The organism is Brevibacterium casei CIP 102111 (assembly GCF_900169275.1).
Classification (GTDB): Bacteria; Actinomycetota; Actinomycetes; order Actinomycetales; family Brevibacteriaceae; genus Brevibacterium; species Brevibacterium casei.
Window position 1 is genome coordinate 267,211 of record NZ_FXZC01000003.1, and the last position, 22,422, is coordinate 289,632.

The window sequence follows — 22,422 nt, forward strand, 5'->3', positions numbered from 1 at the left end:
GATCTCAGAGTCCGAGTTCGCGGGCGATGAGCATGAGCTGGACCTCGGTCGTGCCCTCGCCGACCTCGAGGATCTTCGAGTCGCGGTAGTGGCGGGCGACGAGGTATTCGTTCATGAAGCCGTAGCCGCCGTGGATCTGCGTGGCGTCGCGGGCGTTGTCCATCGCCGCGTCGCCGGCGATCATCTTCGCGATCGCCGCCTCCTTCTTGAACGGCAGGCCTGCGAGCATCCGGGAGGCCGCGAGGTAGTAGGCGGTGCGGGCTGCGACGACGCGGGCCTCCATGCGGGCGATCTTGAACTGGATGCCCTGGAAGTCGGCGATCGCATGCCCGAACGCCTGCCGGTCCTTCGCGTACTTCACAGATTCGTCGACGCAGCCCTGGGCGGCGCCGACGGAGAGCGCGGCGACGGCGATGCGGCCCTCGTCGAGGATGCGGAGGAAGTTCGCGTAGCCGCGGCCGCGTTCGCCGAGCAGGTTCGCCTCGGGGACCTCGACGTTGTCGAAGGTGAGCGGGTGGGTGTCCGAGGAGTTCCAGCCGACCTTGTCATACGCGGGTTCGGCGGTGAAGCCGGGGGTGCCGGCGGGGATCATGATCGTCGAGATCTCCGGGACCTCACGACCCGACTTCGAGGTCTTCGTCCCGGTCACGGCGGTGGCGGTGACGAGGCGGGTGATGTCGGTGCCCGAGTTCGTGATGAAGGACTTCGAGCCGTTGATCGTCCACGTGCCGTTCTCCAGCGTCGCCTTCGTCCGGGTGCCGCCGGCATCGGAGCCGGCCTCGGGTTCGGTGAGACCGAAGGCGGCCAGCCCCGAGCCGTCGGTGAGCTTCGGCAGCCACTCCTGCTTCTGCTCCTCGGTGCCGAACCGGTAGATCGGCATCGCGCCGAGGGAGACCCCGGCCTCGAGGGTGATCGCGAGTGACTGGTTGACACGGGCGATCTCCTCGATCGCCAGGCACAGGGCGAAGTAGTCCCCGCCCATGCCGCCGTACTCCTCGTCGAAGGGCAGGCCGAAGAGGCCCATCTGCCCCATCTTGGCAACGAGGGCGTAGGGGAACTCGTGCTTGGCGTCGAGTTCGGCGCTGACGGGGGCGACCTCCTCGTCGGCGAACTTCGCCACGCCCTGGCGCAGGTCTTCGTACTCCTCGGGCAGCATGCCCGGTGCGAATGCGGTGGTCATGGTGGTCTCCTTGGTGGGTGCGGTGGTCATCGGTCGGTGTTCGCGGGGGCGGTGTCGGCGGTGTCGTCGACGACGGCTGAGTCTGCGGTGTCGTCGACGACGGTGGCGAGCACCTCGTCGAGGGCGACCTGGGCTCCCGGCACTGCGGTGACGGTGACGGTGCCGGCCGCGGGGGCGGTGAGCACGTGCTCCATCTTCATCGCCTCGACGACGACGATCGCATCGCCCGCCTCGACGTGGTCGCCGGAGTCGACGCGGACCTCGACGACGGATCCGGGCATGGGGGCGAGCACCTCGGCGCCGCCCTCGCCCGGGGTGAGCGAGGTGTCGGCCTGGGTGCGGGTGAAGACGTGGATGCCCCGGTCCCCCGCCACCCAGATCGTCCGGTCGCGGGCGTCGGAGAAGACCCTCCCGGTGTGCTGGACGCCGTCGACGAGGACGTGCCAGATCCCGTCGTCATCGACGACGACGTCGTCGACGCGGCTCTCCACGTGCACGGACTCCCCGTCGACGGTGAGGTCGACCGTGGGCCGGAAGTCCGGACGGGAGGTGCGGAAGGTCCGCGGCCCTGCCCACGCCGAGGCGGCGCCCGCCATCGCGAGCGTGTCCGCGGTCAACTCCCCGGTGATCTCCGCGCCCGCCCGACCCTGGGTCGCGAGCACGGCGGCGACGGCGAACTGCCGGTCGATGTCCGTGGCCGTGTGGGCGAGCTGCTCCTCGCCGAGGCGGTCGATGAGCGAGGTGTCGAGGTCACCGGCGGCGACCTCGGGCAGGGTGATGAGGGTGCGGAGGAAGTCGATGTTCGTCACGACACCCGGCACAGCCGAGGCGGCCAGTGCCGACTCGAGTCGGTCGAGAGCGGTCGCCCGGTCGGGTCCGGTGGCGATGAGCTTGGCGATCATCGGGTCGTAGTCGGAGGCGACTGCCTGGCCGGCTTCGAGGCCGTTGTCGACGCGGATGCCCTCGCCGTTCGGGAAGACGACGTCGATCGCGCGGCCGCCGGTCGGCAGGAAGCCGCGGGCGGGATCCTCGGCGTAGATGCGGGCCTCGACGGAGTGGCCGGTGAGCGTGATGTCGTCCTGGCTCAGCGGCAGCTCCTCGCCGGCGCCGACGCGCAGCTGGAGTTCGACGAGGTCGACCCCGGTGACCTCCTCGGTGACGGGGTGCTCGACCTGGAGGCGGGTGTTCATCTCCATGAAGAAGAACTCGTCGGGACGGTCGGCGCCGACGATGAACTCGACGGTGCCGGCACCCCGGTAGCCGACCGAGCGGGCCGTCTCGATCGCGGCCTCACCGATCCGGGCCCGCGTCTCGTCGTCGAGGAGCGCCGACGGCGCTTCCTCGATGACCTTCTGGTGGCGGCGCTGGAGCGAGCATTCGCGTTCGCCGAGGTGGATGACGTTCCCGTGCGCATCGGCCATGACCTGGACCTCGATGTGGCGCGGGGTGGCGACGAGGCGTTCGAGGAAGAGCGTGTCGTCGCCGAAGGAGTTCTGGGCCTCACGGCGGGCGGTCTTGAGTGCGGCCGGGAGTTCGGAGGGCTCGAAGACGGCGTGCATGCCCTTGCCGCCGCCTCCGGCGGAGGGCTTGATGAGGACGGGGAAGCCGATGTCGCTGGCGGCGGAGATGAGCGCCTCGTCGGAGGACCCGGCGTCCTTCGTGCCCGGCACGAGGGGGACGCCGCGAGCGGAGACCGCCTGCTTCGCGGTGATCTTGTCGCCCATCGTCCGGATCGCCTCGGGGCCGGGGCCGAGGAAGACGATGCCCGCGGCATCGCACGCGGCGGAGAAGTCGGCGTTCTCGGAGAGGAACCCGTAGCCGGGGTGGATGGCCTCTGCTCCCGTCGCCTTCGCGGCGGCGATGACCTTGTCGATGTCGAGGTAGGACTCGCTCGCCTGGGCGGGGCCGAGGCGCACGGCGGTGTCGGCGGCTCTCACGTGGGCGGCGTGGGCGTCGGCGTCGGAGTAGACGGCGACGGTGCGGATGCCCAGCCGCTTGGCGGTGCGGATGACGCGCAGGGCGATCTCGCCGCGGTTGGCGATGAGGATGGTGTCGAACATAGTCAGCTCACATTCTGAAGACGCCGTAGCCGTCGGCATCGAGCGGCCGACCAAGGGGCGAGAAGCGGGCGAGGTCGAGGGCGAGCGCGAGGATCCCGCGGGTGTCTTGAGGTTCGATGATCCCGTCGTCCCAGAGTCGCGCGGTCGAGTAGTACGGGTTGCCCTGGGCTTCGTACTGGTCGCGGATGGGCTGCTTGAACGCGTCTTCGTCCTCCGCCGACCAGGTCTCCCCGCGGGCTTCGATCTGGTCGCGCTTGACGGTCGAGAGCACGCTCGCCGCCTGTTCGCCGCCCATCACGGAGATCCGGGCGTTCGGCCACATCCAGAGGAACCGCGGCGAGTAGGCGCGGCCGCACATCGAGTAGTTGCCGGCGCCGAAGGACCCGCCGATGACGACGGTGAACTTCGGGACGCGGGCGGTGGCGACGGCGTTGACCATCTTCGCGCCGTGCTTGGCGATGCCGCCGGCTTCGTAGTCGCGGCCGACCATGAAGCCGGAGATGTTCTGGAGGAAGACGAGCGGGATCGTGCGCTGGTCGCAGAGTTCGATGAAGTGTGCGCCCTTGACCGCGGATTCGCCGAAGAGGATGCCGTTGTTCGCGATGATCCCGACCGGATGGCCGTCGATGTGGGCGAAGCCGGTGACGAGGCTCGTGCCGTACTCGGCTTTGAACTCGTGGAACTTCGAGCCGTCGACGAGGCGGGCGATGACTTCGTGGACGTCGTAGGGGACCTTCGAGTCGACGGGGACGACTGAGGTCAGCTCCTCCGGGGAGTGCAGCGGCTCCTCGGGGGCGATGACCTCCCAATTCGGTGCCGGCTTCGGCCCGAGTGTGGTGACGATGTCGCGCATGATCTCGAGCGCGTGGGAGTCGTTGGCCGCGAGGTGGTCGGTGACGCCGGAGACGCGGGAGTGGAGGGCTCCGCCGCCGAGGTCCTCGGCGCTGACGACCTCACCGGTCGCGGCCTTGACCAGGGGTGGTCCGCCGAGGAAGATCGTGCCCTGCTCGGAGACGATGATCGTCTCGTCGGCCATCGCCGGGACGTAGGCGCCGCCGGCGGTCGAGGACCCCATCACGGCGGCGAGCTGCGGGATGCCGGCGGCGGACAGAGTGGCCTGGTTGTAGAAGATCCGCCCGAAGTGCTCTCGGTCGGGGAAGACGTCGTCCTGGTTGGGCAGGTTCGCCCCGCCGGAGTCGACGAGGTAGATGCACGGCAGCCGGTTGTCCTTGGCGATCTCCTGCGCGCGCAGGTGCTTCTTCACCGTCACCGGGTAGTACGTGCCGCCCTTGACGGTGGCGTCGTTGGCGACGATGACGCATTCGCGACCCGCCACCCGGCCGATGCCGGTGATGATGCCCGCTCCCGGGCTCGCATCGTCGTACATGCCGTTGGCGGCGAGCGGTGAGAGCTCGAGGAACGGGGTGCCCGGGTCGAGGAGCGCTTCGACGCGGTCGCGGGGCAGAAGCTTGCCGCGGTCGACGTGCTTCTGCCGGGACTTCTCCGGACCGCCCAGGGCGGTGGCGCTGATGCGGTCCCGGAGTTCGGCGATGAGTTCGGCGTGCGCCCCGGCGTTCGCCTCCCCTGTCGCCGGATTGACGGCAGTTCCCACTGCTCTCATTCCCACTCCCCATTTCAGTTAATGGTTGTTAACTGACTGCTATGATACTGCCCACAGGGCGGGTGTGACAACGCCCACGACGACAAGGCCACTGGGAGGAGCGGGAATGGCGGCGACGACGTCGACGCGGGCGGAGGCGAAGGCCGCCCGGCGCGAACAGCTGCTCACGGTCGCGAAGACGCTCTTCGCCCGGCACGGCTTCCATGGTGTGCGCCTCGACGACCTCGCGAAGGGGGCAGGGATCTCCGCGCCCGCGGTCTACCGGCACTTCGAGTCGAAGGAAGCGGTGCTCGAGGAGCTCCTCGTCGGGATCTCGGAGTACCTGCACGACGGCGGTGTGGGGATCGTCGGCGCGCATTCCGCCGAGGACGCCTCCGACGCCGAGGCGCAGGCCTCCCCCGCCGAGGCGGCCTCGACGCTGCGCACGCTCGTCGACTTCCACATCGCCTTCGCGATGAGCGAGCCCGACCTCATCCGCATCCAGGACCGCGACTTCGCGGCCCTGCCCGAGTCCTCCCGCCGCACCGTCCGCCGCCTGCAGCGCCGATATGTCAGCCAGTGGGCGCAGGTCGCGACCCGAGTCCACCCGGAGTGGAGTCTCGAGGCCGCGACCGTGCGCGTCCACGCGGCGTTCGGAATGATGAATTCGACGCCGTATCAGGCCAGGGATTCGGGCGCCGAGGTGGTCCGCCGAGAGCTGCGGTCCGCCGTGTCCGCGGCGCTCGGGCTCCCGGCAGCCGATGAGGACGTCACGGAACGATGACGAGCTTGCCCCGGGTGTGCCCCTCAGCGCTCGAACGGAACGCGTCGGCCACCTCGGCGAGGGGGAAGATCTGGTCGACCTCGACGCTGAGCTTTCCCGCGTCGACGAGCTCGGTCAGCCGGGCTGTCGTCGCCCCGTCGGGGCGGACCCAGATGTAGCGCCCGCCGTGCTCGGTCACCGAGGGGTCGGCGATCGAGGCATGCGCACCGTCGTCGGCGAGGACGGCGAGAGTGGTCTCGAGCTGACCGCCGACGAAATCGGCGACGGCGTCGACCGGACCGCCCGCGAGCTCGCGGACGCGGTCGGCGAGTCCCTCACCGTAGGTGATCGGTTCGGCGCCGAGTTCGCGGAGGTAGTGGTGGTTGCGTTCGGAGGCGGTGCCGATGACGCGGGCGCCGGCAGCCTTCGCAATCTGCACGGCCATGCTGCCGACCCCTCCGGCGGCGCCGTGGATGAGGACGGTCTTCCCGTCGAGGTCGCCGAGGGCGTCGAGGGTGCGCAGGGCGGTGTTGCCGGCCAGCGGCAGACCGCCGGCCTGCTCCCAGGTGAGCCCCGCGGGTTTCTTCGTCACGGCGTGGACGGGGACGGCGACCTTCTCGGCGAAGGTGCCGCCGCCGAGGACGTCCTTGCGGGCGTAGGCGACGACCTCGTCGCCGATCGAGAACTCGGGGGTGTCGAAGCCGAGGCCGATGACGGTGCCGGCGACGTCCCAGCCGGGGATGACGGGGAACTGGGTGGGGAGGAATCTGTCGAGACCGCCGCCGACGAGCTTCCAGTCGACAGGGTTGACTCCGGCGGCCTTGACCTCGATGAGGACGGAGGCCGGTGGGACCTTGGGGTCGTCGATCTCTCGGACTTCGATGTCGTCGAAGTCGTCGGTGAACCGGTCGTAGACGGCAGCGCGCATGGTGTCTCCTCAGGCAGGGTGCGGAGTGAGATGTCTGGCCGCACCGTGTTGTGCGCCCATGCGACGCACAACATCCCCGGCCCATCCGCTATTCCGATCGTCGGCCCACTATTCCGAACGTCCCGATCGCCGGCCTCGACTGACCGCCGGTCGACTCCGTCACGCCAAGGTCGTGTCGGTGCGCTGGCGTAGCCTCGTGCCATGGCCTTCCATGACTCTCCCCCGCCCGAGTACGTCAGCGACCGTCTCATCCTCCGTCGCTTCGATGACGATGATGCCGACTTCGTCCTCGGGCTCCATGCGCATCCCGGCATCGCCCGCTTCATCCCCTCGGCGGTGATGTCGGGCGCAGATGACGCCCTGGCCTGGATTGCCGAGGCGGAGACGATGAGCGGCCACGCTCGCGGACGCTGGTGCGTGGCCCTCCATGACGGCACGCCTGTGGGTGCGGTGATCGCCAAGCCGATCCCCTACAGCAGCGGGGAGTCAGGCGACGAGGTCGAGATCGGCTGGCGATTCCATCCGGACTTCGGGGGCCGGGGCTTCGCCACCGAGGCGGGAGAGCTCCTCCTGTCCGCGTGTCTGGCGAGCGGTCTCGCTCGGGTCATCGCCGTCGTCGACGCCGACAACCTCGCGTCGCACGCGGTGTGCCGGCGCATCGGCATGACCGCGCTTGGGGAGACGACGAGGTACTACGATCAGTCGCTGCTCGTCTTCGAGGCCGGTGTCGGCAACGCTCGGTCGCGCCAGGTGTCTTGGGTGGGGGTCGACGACCCGGCCCGCCGTGACTCGGCGGACATCCTCCTCGACGACGGACTGCGGGCGTTCGGCCGACAGGTCACCGAGGACTATGCCGCAGCGTGGACGGTCGACGCCTCAGCAGGATGGGTCACCCGCACCGTCGATATCGCCGTGCAGGGTACGGGGTGGCGGCGAACGCTCACCCTGTCCCGCGATCCCGACACCGGCTGGTGGGCCAGTGAGACACATGCGTCCGGACAGCCGACGACCCCGTTGGCCGAGCCGGGTATCGTCGATGCCGAAGCGCTCTCCGGGGCCCTCGACTGCGACCTCGGTCTGTGCCCGCTGACGAACACGATGCCGATCCGGCGCCTGGACGTCCAGACGGACACCGCCGACGAGCACCCGCTGACGATGGCGTGGATCGACATGCCCTCCCTCAAGGTCATCGCCGGCCCACAGATCTACGCGGGCATCGACGCCGAGCACGTCCGATACACGAGCGGGACGAGGGATTTCACCGCCGAGCTCACGCTCGACGAAGACGGTGTTGTCATCGACTACCCGCAGCTGGCCGAGCGCACAGCGGCCGATCGTTCGAGCTGATCAGACGCCGATCCTGCGTCGAACACGGCGAAGGCCCGGACGCATCGTGTCGTCCGGGCCTCCGGTGGATCGGCACGCCCGTGAGCTCAACAGGCCGCCGAGGTCATCTCACTCGTACGTCTCGCCGGTCTTCGCGCGCTCGATGAGTGAGGCGGGCGGGGTGAAGCGCTCACCGTAGGTGGCGGAGAGCTCGTTCGCCCGTTCGACGAACCCTGCCAGACCGCCCTCGTACTGGTTGACGTACTGGAGGACGCCGCCGGTCCACGCGGGGAATCCGATGCCGTAGATCGAACCGATGTTGGCGTCGGGCACTGAGGTGAGCACGCCCTCGTCGAGGCATTTGATCGTCTCGATCGCCTCGGCGAAGAGCATCCGCTCCTGGAGGTCGGTGAACGGCTCGGTCGTCGACCCGGACTCGAAGTGCTCGCGCAGGCCCGGCCACAGGTGGGTACGCTTGCCGGTCTCGTCGTACTCGTAGAACCCGGCGCCGTCCTTGCGTCCGGTCCGCCCCTGCTCGACCATCCAGTCGATGACGGCCTCCGAGGGATGCTCATCCCACGTGCCCCCGGCCGCCTCGACGGCGGCCCGGGTCTCCTGGCGGATCTTCTGGGACAGGGTGAGCGTGAGTTCGTCGAGGAGCTGGAGCGCCCCGGTCGGATACCCGGCCTGGAGGGCCGCCTGCTCGACGCTGGAGGGTTCGACTCCCTCACCGACGGCGGCGACCGCCTCGGCGATGAAGGTCCCGATGACACGGGAGGTGAAGAACCCGCGGGAGTCGGTGACGACGATCGGGGTCTTCCTGATCTGCTGGACGAAGTCGAAGGTCCGCGCCAGCGTCTCATCGGAGGTCTTCTCTCCCGTGATGATCTCGACGAGGGGCATCTTGTCCGCCGGGGAGAAGAAGTGGACGCCGATGAAGTCCTTCTCCCGCTCGACTCCGGTCGCGAGTTCCGTGATCGGCAGGGTCGAGGTGTTCGATCCGAGCACGGCGTCGGGGGCGACGACGTCCTCGATCTCACCGAAGACCTGCTGTTTGACGGGTACCGATTCGAAGACGGCCTCGATGACGAAGTCGACGCCGGCGAAGTCGTCGACGGACGCACTCGGGTGGATCCGGTCGAGCACCGCCTCGGACTTCTCCGGGGTGGTCTTGCCCTTGGCCAGGGCGGACTCCTCGCGCTTGCGGGCGTAGTCCTTGCCCTTCTCAGCGTTGGCGAGTTCGACGTCCTTGAGGACGACGTCGATCCCGGCGCGGGCCGCCGTGTAGGCGATCGCGGCCCCCATCATGCCGGCACCGAGGACGCCGAGCTTCGTCACGGGCCGCGGCTCGAAGCCATCGGGACGCGAGCCCCCGGCGTTGATGTGGCCGAGGTCGAAGAAGAACGCCTTGATCATGTTCTTCGCCACCTGCGTGTGGGTGAGGCTGACGAAGTAGCGGGTCTCGACGGTGAGCGCGGTGTCGATGTCGACGAGCGCACCCTCGACGGCGGCGGCCATGGCCGCGCGCGGGGCCGGCATCGGCGCGCCCTTCGTCTGCCGGCGCAGAGTCGCCGGCAGCGCGGGCAGCAGCATCGCGATCTTCGGCGAGCTCGGCGCCCCGCCGGGGATTGTGAAGCCCTTGACGTCCCAAGGCTGGACCGCCTCGGGGTTGGCCTTGATCCACGCCTTCGCCCGGTCTTCGAGCTCGGCCGCGGGAGCGAGGTCGTCGACGAGACCGAGCGCCTGAGCGTCGGCTGCCGTGAACTTCGTACCCGGAAGGATGACCTTCTGCAGGGCGTCCTGGAGACCAAGCATCCGCACGACGCGGGAGACGCCGCCGCCTCCGGGCAGGAGTCCGAGCGTGACCTCGGGCAGACCGAAGCGGGCGGACTTGACGTCGTCGGCGGCGATCCGGTGGTGGGTGGCGAGCGCGATCTCGAGGCCGCCGCCGAGGGCCGCTCCGTTGAGCGCGGCGACGACGGGCTTGCCGAGTTTCTCGAGGCGGCGCAGGAGGGCCTTGATGTGCTCGACCTGGGCGGTCTCGGCGGCGGAGTTGTCCGGGTCCGCGCGGCGCAGCCTCTCGAGGTCGCCCCCGGCGAAGAACGACTTCTTCGCCGAGGTGAGGACGACCCCTGCGATGTCGTCGACGTTGGCCTCGAGCCAGTCGACGGTCTCTTCGAGGGCCGCGCCGAAGTGGTCGTTCATCGTGTTGACCGAGGAATCGGGGTCGTCGAGGACGATGGTGACGATGCCGTCGGCGTCGGTGGTGCGGGAGTATTCAGCGTTCGTCATGTCAGACCCTTTCGATGATCGTCGCGATGCCCATGCCTGCGCCGATGCACAGGGTGACCAGTCCGCGCTTGAGGTCGCGGCGTTCGAGTTCGTCGAGGACGGTGCCGAGGATCATCGCCCCCGTCGCACCGAGCGGGTGGCCCATGGCGATCGCTCCGCCGTTGACGTTGACCTTCTCGTGCGGGATCCCCAGGTCCTTCATCCACTTGAGGACGACGGCGGCGAAGGCTTCGTTGAGTTCGAAGAGGTCGATGTCGTCGACCGTCATGCCGGCCTTGTCGAGGACCTTCTGCGTCGCCGGGGTCGGTCCGGTGAGCATGATCGTCGGTTCGGAGCCGACGACGGCGGTGGCGACGATGCGGGCGCGCGGGGTCATGCCCATGTCCTGCCCGACCTTCTCATCGCCGAGGATGACGAGGGCAGCCCCGTCGACGATGCCCGAGGAGTTCGCCGCCGTGTGAACGTGGTCGATCTCCTCGACCCAGTGGTACTTCTGCAGGGCGACGTCGTCGAAGCCGGTCTGCGCGGCGAGCTTGGCGAAGGCAGGCGGCAGCTGGGAGAGCGATTCGACGGTCGACCCGGGACGCATGTGCTCGTCCCGATCGAGGATCGTCACACCGTTGAGGTCCTTGACGGGGATGACGGAGTTCGCGAAGCGTCCGGCCTCCCACGCCTCGGCGGCGCGGCGCTGCGATTCGGCGGCATAGGTGTCGACATCGGTGCGGGTGAAGCCCTCGGTCGTGGCGATGAGGTCGGCCCCGATGCCTTGGGGGACGAAATAGGTGTCGAAGTTCGTTGTCGGATCGTGCGACCACGCGCCGCCGTCGGAACCGAGCGGGATGCGCGACATCGACTCGACGCCGCCGGCGAGGACGAGGGATTCGAAGCCGCTGCCGACCTTCTGCGCGGCGAGGTTGACGGCCTCGAGGCCCGAGGCACAGAAGCGGTTGACCTGGACCCCGGCGACGGATTCGTCGAGTCCGGCGACCAGCGCCGCGGTGCGCGCGATGTCCGAGCCCTGCTCGCCGACCGGGGAGACGACGCCGAGGACGATGTCGTCGATCTTCGCGTCGTCGAGGTCGGGGTTGCGTTCGCGTACGGCGTCGATGAGGCCGACGACGAGGTCGATGGGCTTCGTGCCGTGGAGGGCGCCGCCGCGGTTCCTGCCGCGCGGAGTGCGCACGGCATCGTAGATAAACGCTTCGCTCATGTGATCCTCACAGTCGTCAGGGAGATCGCACCTCTCCCCGCATTGGTGGTGACTCGCACTCGCGGCGACGGTGGACCATCGCCGGTGAGCCCGCCGATCGAAGCTGATCGATCGTTCACTAATGGTGTCGGTCCCATTGAACACCGCATCGCTGTGATGGTCAACACACGCCGATCCCGCCGCCCGCCCATGCGGAACAGAGGGGGTGCCGGGCGTCGACCGGCGACGCCGACGGTTCCGTGACGAAGCTCTCATCTCGATTCGATCACGGGGCACTGACGACAACACCCGCAGTGATTATGATGAGGCGACTCCTCCTTCCGAGCAGTCAGCCCTCCCCTTCGAGATTCAGGAGAATCATGTCCGTGATCACCCCTGCCCGCCTGCGCCCGGGCCTCGCCCTCGTCCTCGCCGCCGGCCTGCTCGCCGGCCCCATCGCCCTCGACGCCTCCCCCGCCGAGGCGGCGTCGAAGTCATGCAAGGTCTCGATGTCGAACTCGAAGCCGAAGCAGTACTCGAACACGACGGTCAAGGTCTCGAAGGTCGGGTCGAAGGCGAAGGTGACGACGACTGCGCACTACAAGACAACGAAGACGAAGAAGTCCGCAACCGCCTCGGCGAAGGGGACGGCGAACCTCACCTACCGGATCTCGGGCGCAACCCCGGGCAAGAAGGTCAAGGTCACGGCGACCGCGAAGAAGGGCAAGACGACGTGGTCGTGCTCGACGTCGTTCACGCCGAAGAAGAAGTGAACGAACCGTCGCCTCGGTGAGGGCGCGCAGAACTCAGTGCTTGGGCCTGTGCGCCCTCTCTGCATTCACGTCCGTGGACTCGACCCCGACGGAACGCGATTCCCCCGCGGAACCGGGCGCCGCCTCGGCGGGGATCGTCCTCCCGGGATTCGCCGCGCCCGTCGCACCTGATGGAGCTTCGGCGGCTTCGGTGCCGGGATCGGCGTCGAGCCGGATCTTCGCGATGGCGACGGCGACCCAGATCGACAAGAGGACCGGCAGGAGGATGGCGATGAGGACGGAGGGGTCGAGGATCGAGGACAGGTAGGAGTTGAGCTCCTTGGTGAGGTCGCGTTCGTTGATGATCCGGCCGAGTCCGTTGAGCTGTTCGAAGATCACCTGATAGACGGTGACGTAGATGAGGAACCACTGGATGTAGTACTCGGTGATCGTCAGCAGCTCCATGCTGATGCCGGTCCGCTGGATGACCGGCTGGACGATGAGGAACATGACGATGCCCGAGGCCAGAGCCACCGAGATGACGCCGAGGAAGAGGCCGAGGCCGATGTCGAGCAGCGCGATTCCTGCGATGTAGAGGCCGAGCATGATGATGACGATGACCATCCCGACCAGAGTCATCGCCAGCCCGAGCCCGATCGCGCCGAGGAAGCCGCCGATCCGCTTCCATTCGCGGTGTCCCGGCGGGGTGGTGAGGACTCCCATGACGAGGAAGAGCCCGCACAGGACGACGAGGTGGATGAGCAGCGACATGCGATCCTCCGTTCGCCTCGACGATGCGCGTGCTCTCAGGGTACACAGACGGACACGGCGCGGCGCCGCGACGAAGTGTCAACTTTTTCTTGACACTCAGAGGAGTGTCAACCTAATCTTGACACATGACTTCTTTCACTTTCTACGGAATCACCGAAGACCGTCCCTCGACCCGCTGGAAGGCCCTCTTCGACGCCGTGTGGCCGGGCTACCGCGCCTGGTATCTGCGCGACGGAGACTCTGCCCGCCCCGATCTGGCCACCGCCGAGGCGAAGCTGCGTGAGCACATGCCCGAACTCGTGCCCACGTGGCAGCGACTCGTCGACCTCACCGGCGGTGACGAGACCGCGGCGAGGATGCTCACGCTGTGGAATCCCCCGCGCTTCCTTCCCGGGTGCTCGCAGGTCGCCATGCGCTCCCCCGAACCGGCACTGCTGCGCAACTACGACTACGGCCTCGAACTCTTCGAGCAGGTCCACGCCTCGACGCGCTACGGGTCCCGCCGGGTGATCGGCACCTCCGACTGCCTGTGGGGGCTCCTCGACGGACTCAACGAAGACGGACTGGCGGTCTCGCTCGCCTTCGGCGGACGGCCCGGCGACGGCGACGGCTTCGCAGCCCCACTCGTCGTCCGCTTCCTCCTCGAGGTCGCCGGGGATGTTCCCGAGGCACTGCGCAGGCTGGAGACCGTGCCCGTGTCGATGTACTACAACCTCACGATGGTCGATGCCACTGGCCGCCGCGCCACCGCCTACGTCGGGCCGGGGATGGCACCGGAGGTCGTCGAGGATCCGGTGGCGACGAACCACCGCGGCAGGTCCCCGGAGTATCCCGATCACGCCCGCCGCTTCCGCAGCGTCGAGCGTCAGGACCTGCTCACCGAGGCGCTTGAAGGCGGCCGCGGAGTCGATGAGATGGCGGAGACGATGCTCGGCCCTGGGGTCTTCAGCGGTGACTACGACAACGCGTTCGGCACGCTGTACACTGCGGTCTATCGACCCCTGCGCGGCGAGGTCGAATACCGCTGGCACTCCCGCAGGTGGACCCGCAGCCTCAGCTCTGAAGAGGAGATGATCGTGGTGACCCTCGACGACAGCACCGAACCCGTGGATCTCACCGGTTCGAACGGCACGCCCTCCGGCGCGAGCGACACTTCTTCCGGCACGGGCGGCACGCGCGCAACTCCCTCCGCTGGCGGTGCCACCGGCGGCACGCAGTCTCAGGATGCCGCAGTGGCCGAGGTCGCCGAACTCGTGGCACAGGCACACGAGGCGATCAACGGCCTCGCCCACTCCCCCGATCCCGCGGCGTTCTCCGCGCTCATCTCCCTGTCCTCGGAGGTCGGGGAGGCGCTGGGCACCAGTGCCCGCCTCCTCGCCGAGCACAACTCGTGGGCGCGCGTCGCCGAACTCGCCGATGTCAGCCGACAGGCGGCGTGGCAGCGTTGGCGATGAACGACGATCTCCTCTCCCGCGCCGAGGCGGTCGCCCGTCAGGCGCACCGCGGGCAGGTCGACAAGGCCGGGTTCGACTACATCGACCATCCGCGCCGGGTCGCTGCGAACGCCCGGGCCGCAGCGGTCGCCGAGGAGCTCGACGACGACTCGGCGACCGCGGTCATCGCGGCCGCCTGGCTCCACGATGTCGTCGAGGACACCTCGGTGACGGAGGACGATCTGCGCAGGGATTTCCCCGCCGAGGTGGTCGACGCGGTCATCGCGGTGACGAAGCGCTCCGGTGAGGACGTCGAGGACTACTTCGCTCGGGTCCGCGCGAACCCGCTGGCGGTGCACGTCAAGACCGCCGATCTCGCCGACAACACTGATCCGGCCAGGCAGGCCCGCCTCGACGAGGCGACCCGGGCGCGGCTGACGGAGAAGTACTGCCGGGCCTACGAGCTGCTCGGCCTCGAGGCCTGAGCGTTCGTCGATCCCCACCCCCTCAGTTCTCACCCATCGGATCTCACGAGGAACCTGCGCCATGACACTCCCCACCCCCTCCACTGCGATCAGACCCACCGGCCCCACGGTCAGCGAACTGCGGCATCGGGCCGAGCTGCCGATGCTCGTCCTCGGCATCGTGCTCACCGCGATCGTCGTCACCGGTGCGCTCGTCTTCATCCTCGTCGGACTACCCCTCGATGAGTGGGCCTTCGGCGTGCTCATCGGCCTCTTCGCTCCGGTGATGAGCTTCATCTACATCCGCTACCTCTACTGGTCGAAGATCGCCAACGGAGTCGAAGTCACCGACGAGCAGTTCCCGGAGCTCTACGCCGTCTACCGGGAACTCGCGCTCGAGATGGGCTTCGGCGCCGGCACCGGCAGGATGTCGGGGATCCCGCAGATCTACGTCATCAACGGCAATGGCACGATGAACGCCTACGCGGCCAAATGCCAGCTGCAGCGCGGATACGTCGTCGTCTACAGCGACCTCGTCGACCTCGCCTACGTCCACGGCGACTTCGGCGCACTGCGGTTCATCATGGGCCACGAGCTGGGGCACATCAAATGCGGGCACGTCAACCTGTGGCGCAGCGGGATCCAGCCGATCCTCGTCCTCCTCAGGCTCTCCCCGACGCTATCACGCGCCCAGGAGTACACCGCCGACAGAACGGCGTCGTACTATGCGCCCGAGGACGCTATGAGGATGATCGCGCTCTTCTCCGGCAAGAACCTCGCCTCACGGGTGGATGTCGACGCCTACATCCGGTCCGTCGACCGGCACAAGAACGGCTTCTGGCTGCGACTGTCGAACTTCCTCGCCGGTCATGCCGTCGGGTTCCGGAGGATGAAGGCGCTGAGCCTGGTCAGAACGCAGGGCTGGAACGTCCAGGGAAAGATGCTCTAGGCAGCGGCCGGTGATGGGACAATGAGCTGGTGCGCCCCCTTCTCCTCATCACCTCCACGCTGTCCGACGGACGGCCCTGGCGGCTCATGCTCTGGCCGCTGGCAGCATCGCTCGCCGTCTTCATCCTCGTGCTCGCGATCCTCGCACCTGCGCTGGCACGAGCCGAGCGATCGGCTGCGGCCGGTCCTGCTCCCGAGAGCACGAGCGCCGATCCGCCGCCGGCCGTCGACGCCGTGCCCAGCTATTCCGTCGCAGTCGGCATCGACGACACCGTATCCGAGATGCCTGCCCTCCAGAGCGCGAAGGTCGACTTCCTCTCGTTCTCCGCAGAGTACTTCTCACGTCTGAAGGAAGGCGCGAAGGTCGAGGAATTCGGCACCGAGGAGCGGGAGCTCTCCCCCGCCGGCGCCCGTTCGCAGGTCGAGGACGGCACCTCGGTCCTCGCCGTGATCCTGCCGAAGCAGCTCACCCCGACCGTGATCGATGACATCCGCGCGTATTCGGCCGGAGAGATCGACACGGCGCCGACGTATGCGATCACGATCGTCGCCGGCCCGCAGGCCCTCAACGAGGACCGCTTCATCGTCGAGAAGTACGAAACCGCGGTGATGCGTCAGGCCACCGAATTCGTCTCCGATCAGATCCGCAACATCGCCGGAAAGATCACCTGCGACCCGACGGGCCTGGCCGCTGATTGCGCTCGGTCACAGGATGAGACGGCGACGGCCTTCGAACGCCCCTTCACCACCGAGGTCGAAGAGGTCTCCGGCCCTGCTCCAGTCGACTCCTTCACCACCGATGACGATGCGACGCCCGGTGACGCCGCTTCGTCGCCTGCACCCGAGCCGGCGGGTGCCGGCGAAGGTGCGGACGAGTCCGGCACCGAGCCTGTGACGAACGAACAGGCGGCCGCTGCCAGTGCTCCTTTCTGGACGGCGCAGTCCTGGGTGCCGACCGTGCTCATCGCACTCGCCGTGGCCGCTGTGACCCTGGCACTCGCTGCGTCCTTCACGGTCAATCGGGCCGCGGGACTCAGCCTCGTCCTCGTCGGTCCGTGGCGGACCCTGCGCACCCAACGCCCCTTCCCGCGTCAGGCCCTTCTCAGAGTCAAGCTCGTCATCGGGGCGGTCGGCACCGTGGTCCTCGGCCTCCTCGCCTCGGCGGCGGTCACCGGTTTCGGCACGGCGGCAGTGTACGGGGTCGGCGCCTACCCGCTGCTGCGGATCCTCGCGGTGCTCTGCTTCCTCACCCTGCTCACCGCCGCGCTCGTCACTCTCGTGCTCGCCGTCGGCGACACGGCCGGCACGCTGTTCGGCTCTCTGGCGGCCATTGCGGCGGTCATCTGGGCGATCGCCGAATCCGGTGCGGTGCGCGCCGTCAGCGTCAGCGGCACCGATTTCGATCTCGGCATGGTCACCGATCTGCTCATCGGACAGGGGAACAGGTGGATGTTCCTCTCCTACGCCCTGCCGACCTGCGTCGGCCTCCTCTTCGTGTTCGTCGCCTCACTGGTCGTCGGACTCACTGCCACAGCCGTCTACGATCGTTCCCGGAGCACGAAGATCGACATCGGCTGAGGGGTCCGCGGTTCGTGCCGTGGACTCCTCAGCCTGCTTCATCACTGCTGTCTGCGGCGCCGGACGCTGAAGACGAGCGCTGCTCCGACGACGGTCAGGAGGGCGCCGATGACCGCGGTGGACATCGGCAGTCCACCCGTGCGCGGCAGGGCCTCATCCTGGTCACCGCCGTCGGCACCGCGCGCCGAGGCGGCGTCGGTCGCCTCGACGTCCGATCCGTCGGCGCTCGCGCCGGAATCCGCGGTCGCCCCGGTGTCGGCCACCGGCGACGGCGTCGACGGGCTGCTCGTGCGCGCGGTCGGCTCTGTCGGCTCGTTGGGCGTCTCCGTGGGCGCGGGAGGTGTCGTCGTGCTGGTCGGTTCGTCCGTGGGCTGCTCCGTCGGCTCCGGGGTGTCGACGGGCTGCTGGGCGAGAGCGCTCTCGACGAGGAGCTTCGTCTGGGCGATGATGTCCCGACGGTTGGCGACGAACTCGGGATTGCTCACATCCGACTCGGTCTTCTGGACTCCCTCGAGCACCGGAGTGTGCACATGACCACCGGGCAGGTCCGACAGACCGAGGGCGTCCCTGAGGAGAGTGGCCCGGTACGCGATCTCGTTGGACAGGTAGTCTCCCCCGCCGCCGGCTCTGGCCACGGATCCCTCAGTCGGTCCGTCGTCGCGCTTGACTCCCTTGTTGAGCGCCCGGTCCGGTGGGCACGAGACCGTGGGCTCGGTCGGCGCAGTGTCACCCGGCGCCTCCGTGACCGATCGTCGGTCCTTGACGGCGAACGGCCGTCCGTCGGTGTCGTCGACCATAGCCGCTCGCGGCAGCGTCGATTCGGTCCACTGCGGTTGGGGGCTGACGGTGCGCACGTCCTCCGGGATGGGAATGGTGCCCTGATAGCAGGAGCGTTCGTTGTCGATCGTGCCGCCCCGCCACGCGCCGTTGAAGGCCTCGAGGTCGAACTCCTGCGGACTGCCCTGGCTGACGGTGAAGAAGAGCTCAGGGGTCTTCTCTGCCGTCAGCGCAGGCGTGAGGGCCTTCTCCACCATGCCGTCGCCGAAGTCTCGCCACCGCACGGGGAAGAGTGCCGTCTGGATCTCGACCGGGCCGTTCGGACCGTCGACGACCTCCCCGTCGAGCGCCAACGCGATGGCACCGGAGGGATTCGAGATCCGCGTGTCGGTGAAGAGGAAGAAGGGGTCGAACCCGGTGAGCACGACGACGTCGTGGTCGCTGGCGTCGGGGTCGAGGGTGTCCTGACCGCGGGAGAGGCGGTCGATGACGGCGATGCGGTCGGTGAGCTTCTCCTTCGGGACGTCGTTGGCCTCGGACCACTGTGTGAGCGCACCGATCATGGCCAGGCGGGCCCAGTACAGAGGTCGGTCGTCGGCGTCGAGGCCGCCCTCGGCCATCGCCCGACCGGCGTCGATGCCGCGCGTCCAGAGCTCACGCGCCCGGTCGTCGATCAGCGCGTCGATCTCCCCCGCACCGGATGCGGCACACAGATCATCCGCGAACGTCGTCACGAAGCCCTCGAGGCCGCTGGTCTTGAGGAGCTCACGCGGTGCGGGTCGGGTGACGAGCTCCTCCTCGGGGCCCAGGGCGACCGGGTCGTCGACACAGGGCGGAGCGAATGCCGTGTCGTCGGCTGCCGCGGGGCTGCTCAGCGACAGCGATGACGCGACGACCGCCGCAATCGCGGGCATGGCAAGGAGTCGTTTCGAGAGTGGTTTCATTGTCAGCTTTCAACGATTGCGATGCCTGAGAGGGCACCACGCCAATGTGGTTCACAACACAAGTACGCATCGCACTGTAGCAGAATCGTTCATCACGACACATGTGATTGTTCAACACTTGAGATGTGGTAGGCGATCAATCTTTCGCCGCCGACAAGGCATCTGTCGACACTTCACCCATCGCAGCCGCATCTCTGGGTCAGTGGACAAAGAAAGCGCCCCTCCCGACCAGGTGCGTGACCTGGGGAGAGGGGCGTTGCCGAGCCGCCTGCGGGAATCGAACCCGCGACCTATTCATTCGAATGCGGTTCGAATCGCAGGTGACTCGGGGGAACCGGTGAGAACCAACGAATATCACCTGACCAGGTGCGATGCCCGACCGTGTGCCGACTTCCGCGTCCTGACTGGGAACGTCGACTTGGACGCAAAGCGCATCGTAAACGCATATTCGGCCCTCACTCGTTGTCCCGCAGCAGTTCGGTCCGCCAGTACGGGTCACCCTGGTAGCGGCTGTTGTTGATCGTGCATCCTCGGAGGTTGACGTGGGCGCGGATCCAGGCGCGGACCTCCGTGGCGACGTCGTCGAGGCGGTCGGTCCAGTCGTTGAGGGTGAGGGTGAGTTCGGTGCCGTCTGCGGCTGTGAGGCGGCAGGAGTAGCGCGGGAGGCCGGCTCCGTCTGGGAGTTGGGAGTGCGTGTAGATGATGCCGTCGCGGCCTGTGGTGAGGTAGAAGCGAATGTACTCCCCGTTCGCGTGGGAGGTCAGGGTCTTGAATGCCTGGTATTCGGTCATCCAATCGGGTGCGGTCATGGGTCCAGTGTGCGCCCGAGGGTGGACATGACGAAACGGCCCCCACCGCGTGATGCGATGGGGGCCGGGCTGTGTCAGTGGCGGGGTTCGTAACCCTCAGGGGGCGGGGTGGCGTCGACCTCAGTCACACCAGGGTCGTCGGATTCGTCGAGATCCTCATTGCCGTCATCCTCGAGAGGTTCGACTTCGTCAGAGTCGGCGCCCGACCAGTTGCCGGGGATCTGATCGGCGGGGGCCGCGCCGGTGGAGCCGACCGCCTGCGCGGCCACGGCGGCGCCGGTGGGCTTCCACAGGCCGTAGTACATGCCGACAGCGATGAGGAACGACGTGAGGCCCGTCATGAGCCCCTGCCCGAGGTCGTAGGTCTGCCCGGCCTGATTGGCCGCGAGCGCCTCGGTTCCCAGGGAGGTGGCGAACGCGATCGCCGCGAGCAGGATCGCTCGGACCCCACCCGAGGTGGAGAGCTTCGTGACGAGTCCGACGAGGAGCGGGAACACGGTGGACACGCACAGCTGCACGACCTGCCAGATGTCGAGAGTGAATTCCATGATCAGGTCCTTTCAGTCCCGTGCGCCCTGCACGGAGACATTGGTGATGGTGAGGTCGCGGGGCGCGCCCTTGATGAATGCGCGCAGGCGCACGGACTTCCCCTGGTATTCCTTGGGGAGGTTCCAGATCGGGGCGGTGACCGTGGCCGTAGTGGTGCCGGGGGTACCAATGACTTCCATCGTCGCGAGCTCGCGCCCGAGGGTGGTCGGCTTGCCCTTGGCGTAGAACGCTTCACCGATGATGAGGTAGCAGGTTTCCCCGACGGGGAGGTTCTGAATGTCAACCTTCACTGAGGCGGACACCCAGGCGGGGCCGGTCGCGATCGTGTACTGGTCCTTACCGATCTGCAGGTGCTTGGTCGTGCCCTTCGCGGCGACTTGCTTGGCCGTGTGGGTGGAGGCGATGCGCTTGGTCATGCCGAAAATTCCTTCCAGGGTGGGTTTCGGTGCGGGTGCGGTAGGGGTTGTGCCGCCGAGGCGGGTGGATTTGAGGCGCTTGCGGAACGTCGGCCCGGAGAACGAGGCGTCGTTCTTCCTCCCGGGCGGGGAGGCGGTTTCGGCGTGACGCAGTGCCCGGGACTCGGGGAGGTTGAATTCGTCGATGAGGGCGCGCACGAGACGCAGGTACGCGTCGTACTGTTCCTTCGGCCACGCCTCCATCGCTCCCTCCGCCTCGATGCCGATCGCGCGGCTGTTGGTCATCGACGTCGACCGGGACTTCCCAGCATGGTTCGAGACCCCGGCGGCGAAGACATAGACGACTCCGGTGCGGCCGAGACCGAGTTGCGCGAGGGGGCCGGGGAGTCCGGGGCGACCGTCCTTGACGACGTTGTACGTCGGATACTCCGCGGTTTTCCGCAGACTCCGCGGGGTGGCCGTATGGTGGAGGGTCACGGTCTGGATCGAGCCCATGGTGCCGCGGCCACGAGACTTCCAGCCCGGCACCCACACGGTCTTGAGTCCGGACTTCTTCACCGCCCTCTCAATGCGAGAGGCGAGACTGTATGCCATGGTGGTTCCCTTCGGGTATGAGAAACGCCCCGAGACCGTGTGTCTGGGGCGTGATGGTGGGGTGGTTGGTGGTCAGGTGATGTCGTCGTGAGCGAGACCGTTCTCGGCGAGGCGTTGGCGCAGGCGGTAGTTCGCATCAAGGAGGCCCACGTTCTGACGTTGGAGTTTCTCGATCTGCCCGGTGAACTGTTCCTTGAGATCAGCGATTTTCGTGTTGAAGTTCGCCTCCATCTCCTCGAGCTGGTTCTTGAGCTCGGCGATCTGCGCGGTCGCGTCCTTGTGTTCCTTCTCCGCCTCCTCGGCCCGTTCCTTGAGCCCTTTGCGGCGCCCCTGGACGATGAGAGCAATCGCGAACGCAATGAACCCGGCACCACCACCAGCCTGGACGAGGGCATCGAGCATCGACGGTGGCAGTGTGGGGATCATGCGGGCCTCCCGTCCCGAGCGATCCTCCGGCGCATCTGGTCAACCGTGGCGAGGAACGCGACGAACAGGCAGCCTGCGGTTGCCCACGGGTTGAACGCGTTCCGCAGCCCACCGGCCTCGGTGATGATCGGGAGAGTGCCCTGGAAGATCGCGATACCGTAGACGAACCAGATCGTGGTGATCACCACCTGGGTGGCGAGGATCGCCGATATCCACCGAGAAGCCAACGCGGCGATGAGCAGCATGGAGGCGGTAGCCTGTAGCCACCCCCACATGTTAGCGCCGATGATGTCGGCGTAGGCGTAGATGTCGCTGCTGGTTTCCGGATCGAGGGCGAGGTCGAGTCCGCTGCCCAGTCCCCGTCCGGCGAGGATGATGAGCAGCGCGGTGAGGAGCCATTCTGGGGCTGGTTCGAGCCGGAATTTGACCCGCAGGATGGACAGCAGCATGTACGAGTGCCGACCCCTCACGAGTCCACCTCCTCGACCGGTTCGGGTGGGGTGGTGGACTTCTCCGTGATCGGTGCCCCGCACGGCCCGCAGATGACGAGCATCTCAGGGTCGGTCAGCTGCACGGGTTCACCCTCGTTCACACAATCCGGTGTGAGACACGTTGCCCACAGG

At 67.8% G+C, this 22,422-nt stretch carries 20 protein-coding genes; 7 read left to right on the forward strand and 13 right to left on the reverse strand.

Annotated elements, in window-relative coordinates:
• Window positions 1-4 precede the first annotated feature (4 nt).
• The 3 genes from BC102111_RS08210 to BC102111_RS08220 are packed head-to-tail and all read right to left on the reverse strand — an operon-like array spanning window position 5 to window position 4,861.
• On the reverse strand, window positions 5-1,180 hold the full coding sequence (locus BC102111_RS08210) for an acyl-CoA dehydrogenase family protein (RefSeq protein WP_095376652.1): 1,176 nt from the start codon (window positions 1,178-1,180) through the stop codon (window positions 5-7).
• Between the two features lie 26 nt (window positions 1,181-1,206).
• Window positions 1,207-3,240 (reverse strand): acetyl-CoA carboxylase biotin carboxylase subunit, encoded by a 2,034-nt coding sequence (locus BC102111_RS08215; protein WP_095376651.1) that lies wholly within the window; start codon window positions 3,238-3,240, stop codon window positions 1,207-1,209.
• 7 nt (window positions 3,241-3,247) lie between these two features.
• Window positions 3,248-4,861, reverse strand: a complete 1,614-nt coding sequence (locus tag BC102111_RS08220; protein ID WP_101624018.1) for a carboxyl transferase domain-containing protein — start codon at window positions 4,859-4,861, stop codon at window positions 3,248-3,250.
• 106 nt (window positions 4,862-4,967) lie between these two features.
• On the opposite strand from BC102111_RS08220, the gene BC102111_RS08225 reads away from it, so the two are divergent.
• Complete coding sequence (locus tag BC102111_RS08225; RefSeq protein WP_101624019.1) at window positions 4,968-5,624, forward strand: TetR/AcrR family transcriptional regulator; 657 nt, start codon at window positions 4,968-4,970, stop codon at window positions 5,622-5,624.
• On the opposite strand, the gene BC102111_RS08230 is transcribed toward BC102111_RS08225, so the two are convergent.
• On the reverse strand, window positions 5,611-6,531 hold the full coding sequence (locus BC102111_RS08230) for an NADP-dependent oxidoreductase (RefSeq protein WP_101624020.1): 921 nt from the start codon (window positions 6,529-6,531) through the stop codon (window positions 5,611-5,613). The two genes, BC102111_RS08225 and BC102111_RS08230, sit on opposite strands and share 14 nt — an antisense overlap.
• A gap of 201 nt (window positions 6,532-6,732) precedes the next feature.
• On the opposite strand from BC102111_RS08230, the gene BC102111_RS08235 reads away from it, so the two are divergent.
• Complete coding sequence (locus BC102111_RS08235; protein WP_101624021.1) at window positions 6,733-7,878, forward strand: putative glycolipid-binding domain-containing protein; 1,146 nt, start codon at window positions 6,733-6,735, stop codon at window positions 7,876-7,878.
• A gap of 108 nt (window positions 7,879-7,986) precedes the next feature.
• Here BC102111_RS08235 and BC102111_RS08240 read toward each other — a convergent pair whose 3' ends face one another.
• Window positions 7,987-10,149 carry a 3-hydroxyacyl-CoA dehydrogenase NAD-binding domain-containing protein gene (locus BC102111_RS08240; protein ID WP_101624022.1) on the reverse strand — a complete coding sequence of 721 codons (2,163 nt, stop codon included), beginning with the start codon at window positions 10,147-10,149 and terminating at the stop codon, window positions 7,987-7,989.
• A gap of 1 nt (window position 10,150) precedes the next feature.
• The gene (locus BC102111_RS08245) at window positions 10,151-11,359 is read right to left on the reverse strand and encodes an acetyl-CoA C-acetyltransferase (protein ID WP_101624023.1); all 1,209 of its coding nucleotides are present in this window, start codon (window positions 11,357-11,359) and stop codon (window positions 10,151-10,153) included.
• 359 nt (window positions 11,360-11,718) lie between these two features.
• Here BC102111_RS08245 and BC102111_RS08250 point away from each other — a divergent pair, with 359 nt between their 5' ends.
• Window positions 11,719-12,111, forward strand: coding sequence for a hypothetical protein (locus BC102111_RS08250; RefSeq protein WP_101624024.1), 393 nt, complete (start codon window positions 11,719-11,721; stop codon window positions 12,109-12,111).
• Window positions 12,112-12,144: 33 nt separating this feature from the next.
• On the opposite strand, the gene BC102111_RS08255 is transcribed toward BC102111_RS08250, so the two are convergent.
• On the reverse strand, window positions 12,145-12,861 hold the full coding sequence (locus tag BC102111_RS08255) for an SA1002 family membrane protein (RefSeq protein WP_101624025.1): 717 nt from the start codon (window positions 12,859-12,861) through the stop codon (window positions 12,145-12,147).
• A 125-nt stretch (window positions 12,862-12,986) separates the two neighbouring features.
• Between BC102111_RS08255 and BC102111_RS08260 the strand changes: the two genes are divergently transcribed.
• The 4 genes from BC102111_RS08260 (at window position 12,987) to BC102111_RS08275 (ending at window position 17,284) form a co-directional block, all read left to right on the forward strand.
• A complete protein-coding gene (locus BC102111_RS08260) occupies window positions 12,987-14,315 on the forward strand; it encodes a C45 family autoproteolytic acyltransferase/hydrolase (protein ID WP_101624026.1) in 1,329 nt (442 codons plus the stop codon).
• Window positions 14,312-14,779 (forward strand): HD domain-containing protein, encoded by a 468-nt coding sequence (locus tag BC102111_RS08265; protein WP_095376812.1) that lies wholly within the window; start codon window positions 14,312-14,314, stop codon window positions 14,777-14,779. Before BC102111_RS08260 ends, BC102111_RS08265 begins: the two co-directional genes overlap by 4 nt.
• Window positions 14,780-14,840: 61 nt before the next feature.
• On the forward strand, window positions 14,841-15,707 hold the full coding sequence (locus tag BC102111_RS08270; protein ID WP_101624027.1) for a M48 family metallopeptidase: 867 nt from the start codon (window positions 14,841-14,843) through the stop codon (window positions 15,705-15,707).
• Between the two features lie 29 nt (window positions 15,708-15,736).
• On the forward strand, window positions 15,737-17,284 hold the full coding sequence (locus tag BC102111_RS08275; RefSeq protein WP_101624028.1) for a hypothetical protein: 1,548 nt from the start codon (window positions 15,737-15,739) through the stop codon (window positions 17,282-17,284).
• 41 nt (window positions 17,285-17,325) lie between these two features.
• Here the strand turns inward: BC102111_RS08275 and BC102111_RS08280 are convergent, their stop codons facing one another.
• The 6 genes from BC102111_RS08280 to BC102111_RS08305 form a co-directional block, all read right to left on the reverse strand.
• On the reverse strand, window positions 17,326-18,975 hold the full coding sequence (locus BC102111_RS08280; protein ID WP_141236370.1) for a PA0049 C-terminal domain-containing protein: 1,650 nt from the start codon (window positions 18,973-18,975) through the stop codon (window positions 17,326-17,328).
• A gap of 485 nt (window positions 18,976-19,460) precedes the next feature.
• The gene (locus tag BC102111_RS08285; protein WP_101624029.1) at window positions 19,461-19,814 is read right to left on the reverse strand and encodes a hypothetical protein; all 354 of its coding nucleotides are present in this window, start codon (window positions 19,812-19,814) and stop codon (window positions 19,461-19,463) included.
• 74 nt (window positions 19,815-19,888) lie between these two features.
• Window positions 19,889-20,362: a hypothetical protein gene (locus tag BC102111_RS17735; protein WP_180960596.1), complete on the reverse strand. Its 474-nt coding sequence runs from the start codon at window positions 20,360-20,362 to the stop codon at window positions 19,889-19,891.
• A 12-nt stretch (window positions 20,363-20,374) separates the two neighbouring features.
• Entirely contained in the window at window positions 20,375-21,373 is a 999-nt protein-coding gene (locus BC102111_RS08295) for a peptidoglycan recognition protein family protein (RefSeq protein WP_101624030.1), read from the reverse strand.
• Between the two features lie 72 nt (window positions 21,374-21,445).
• A complete protein-coding gene (locus BC102111_RS08300; RefSeq protein ID WP_101624031.1) occupies window positions 21,446-21,799 on the reverse strand; it encodes a hypothetical protein in 354 nt (117 codons plus the stop codon).
• Complete coding sequence (locus tag BC102111_RS08305) at window positions 21,796-22,248, reverse strand: hypothetical protein (RefSeq protein WP_101624032.1); 453 nt, start codon at window positions 22,246-22,248, stop codon at window positions 21,796-21,798. Before BC102111_RS08305 ends, BC102111_RS08300 begins: the two co-directional genes overlap by 4 nt.
• Window positions 22,249-22,422 lie beyond the last annotated feature (174 nt).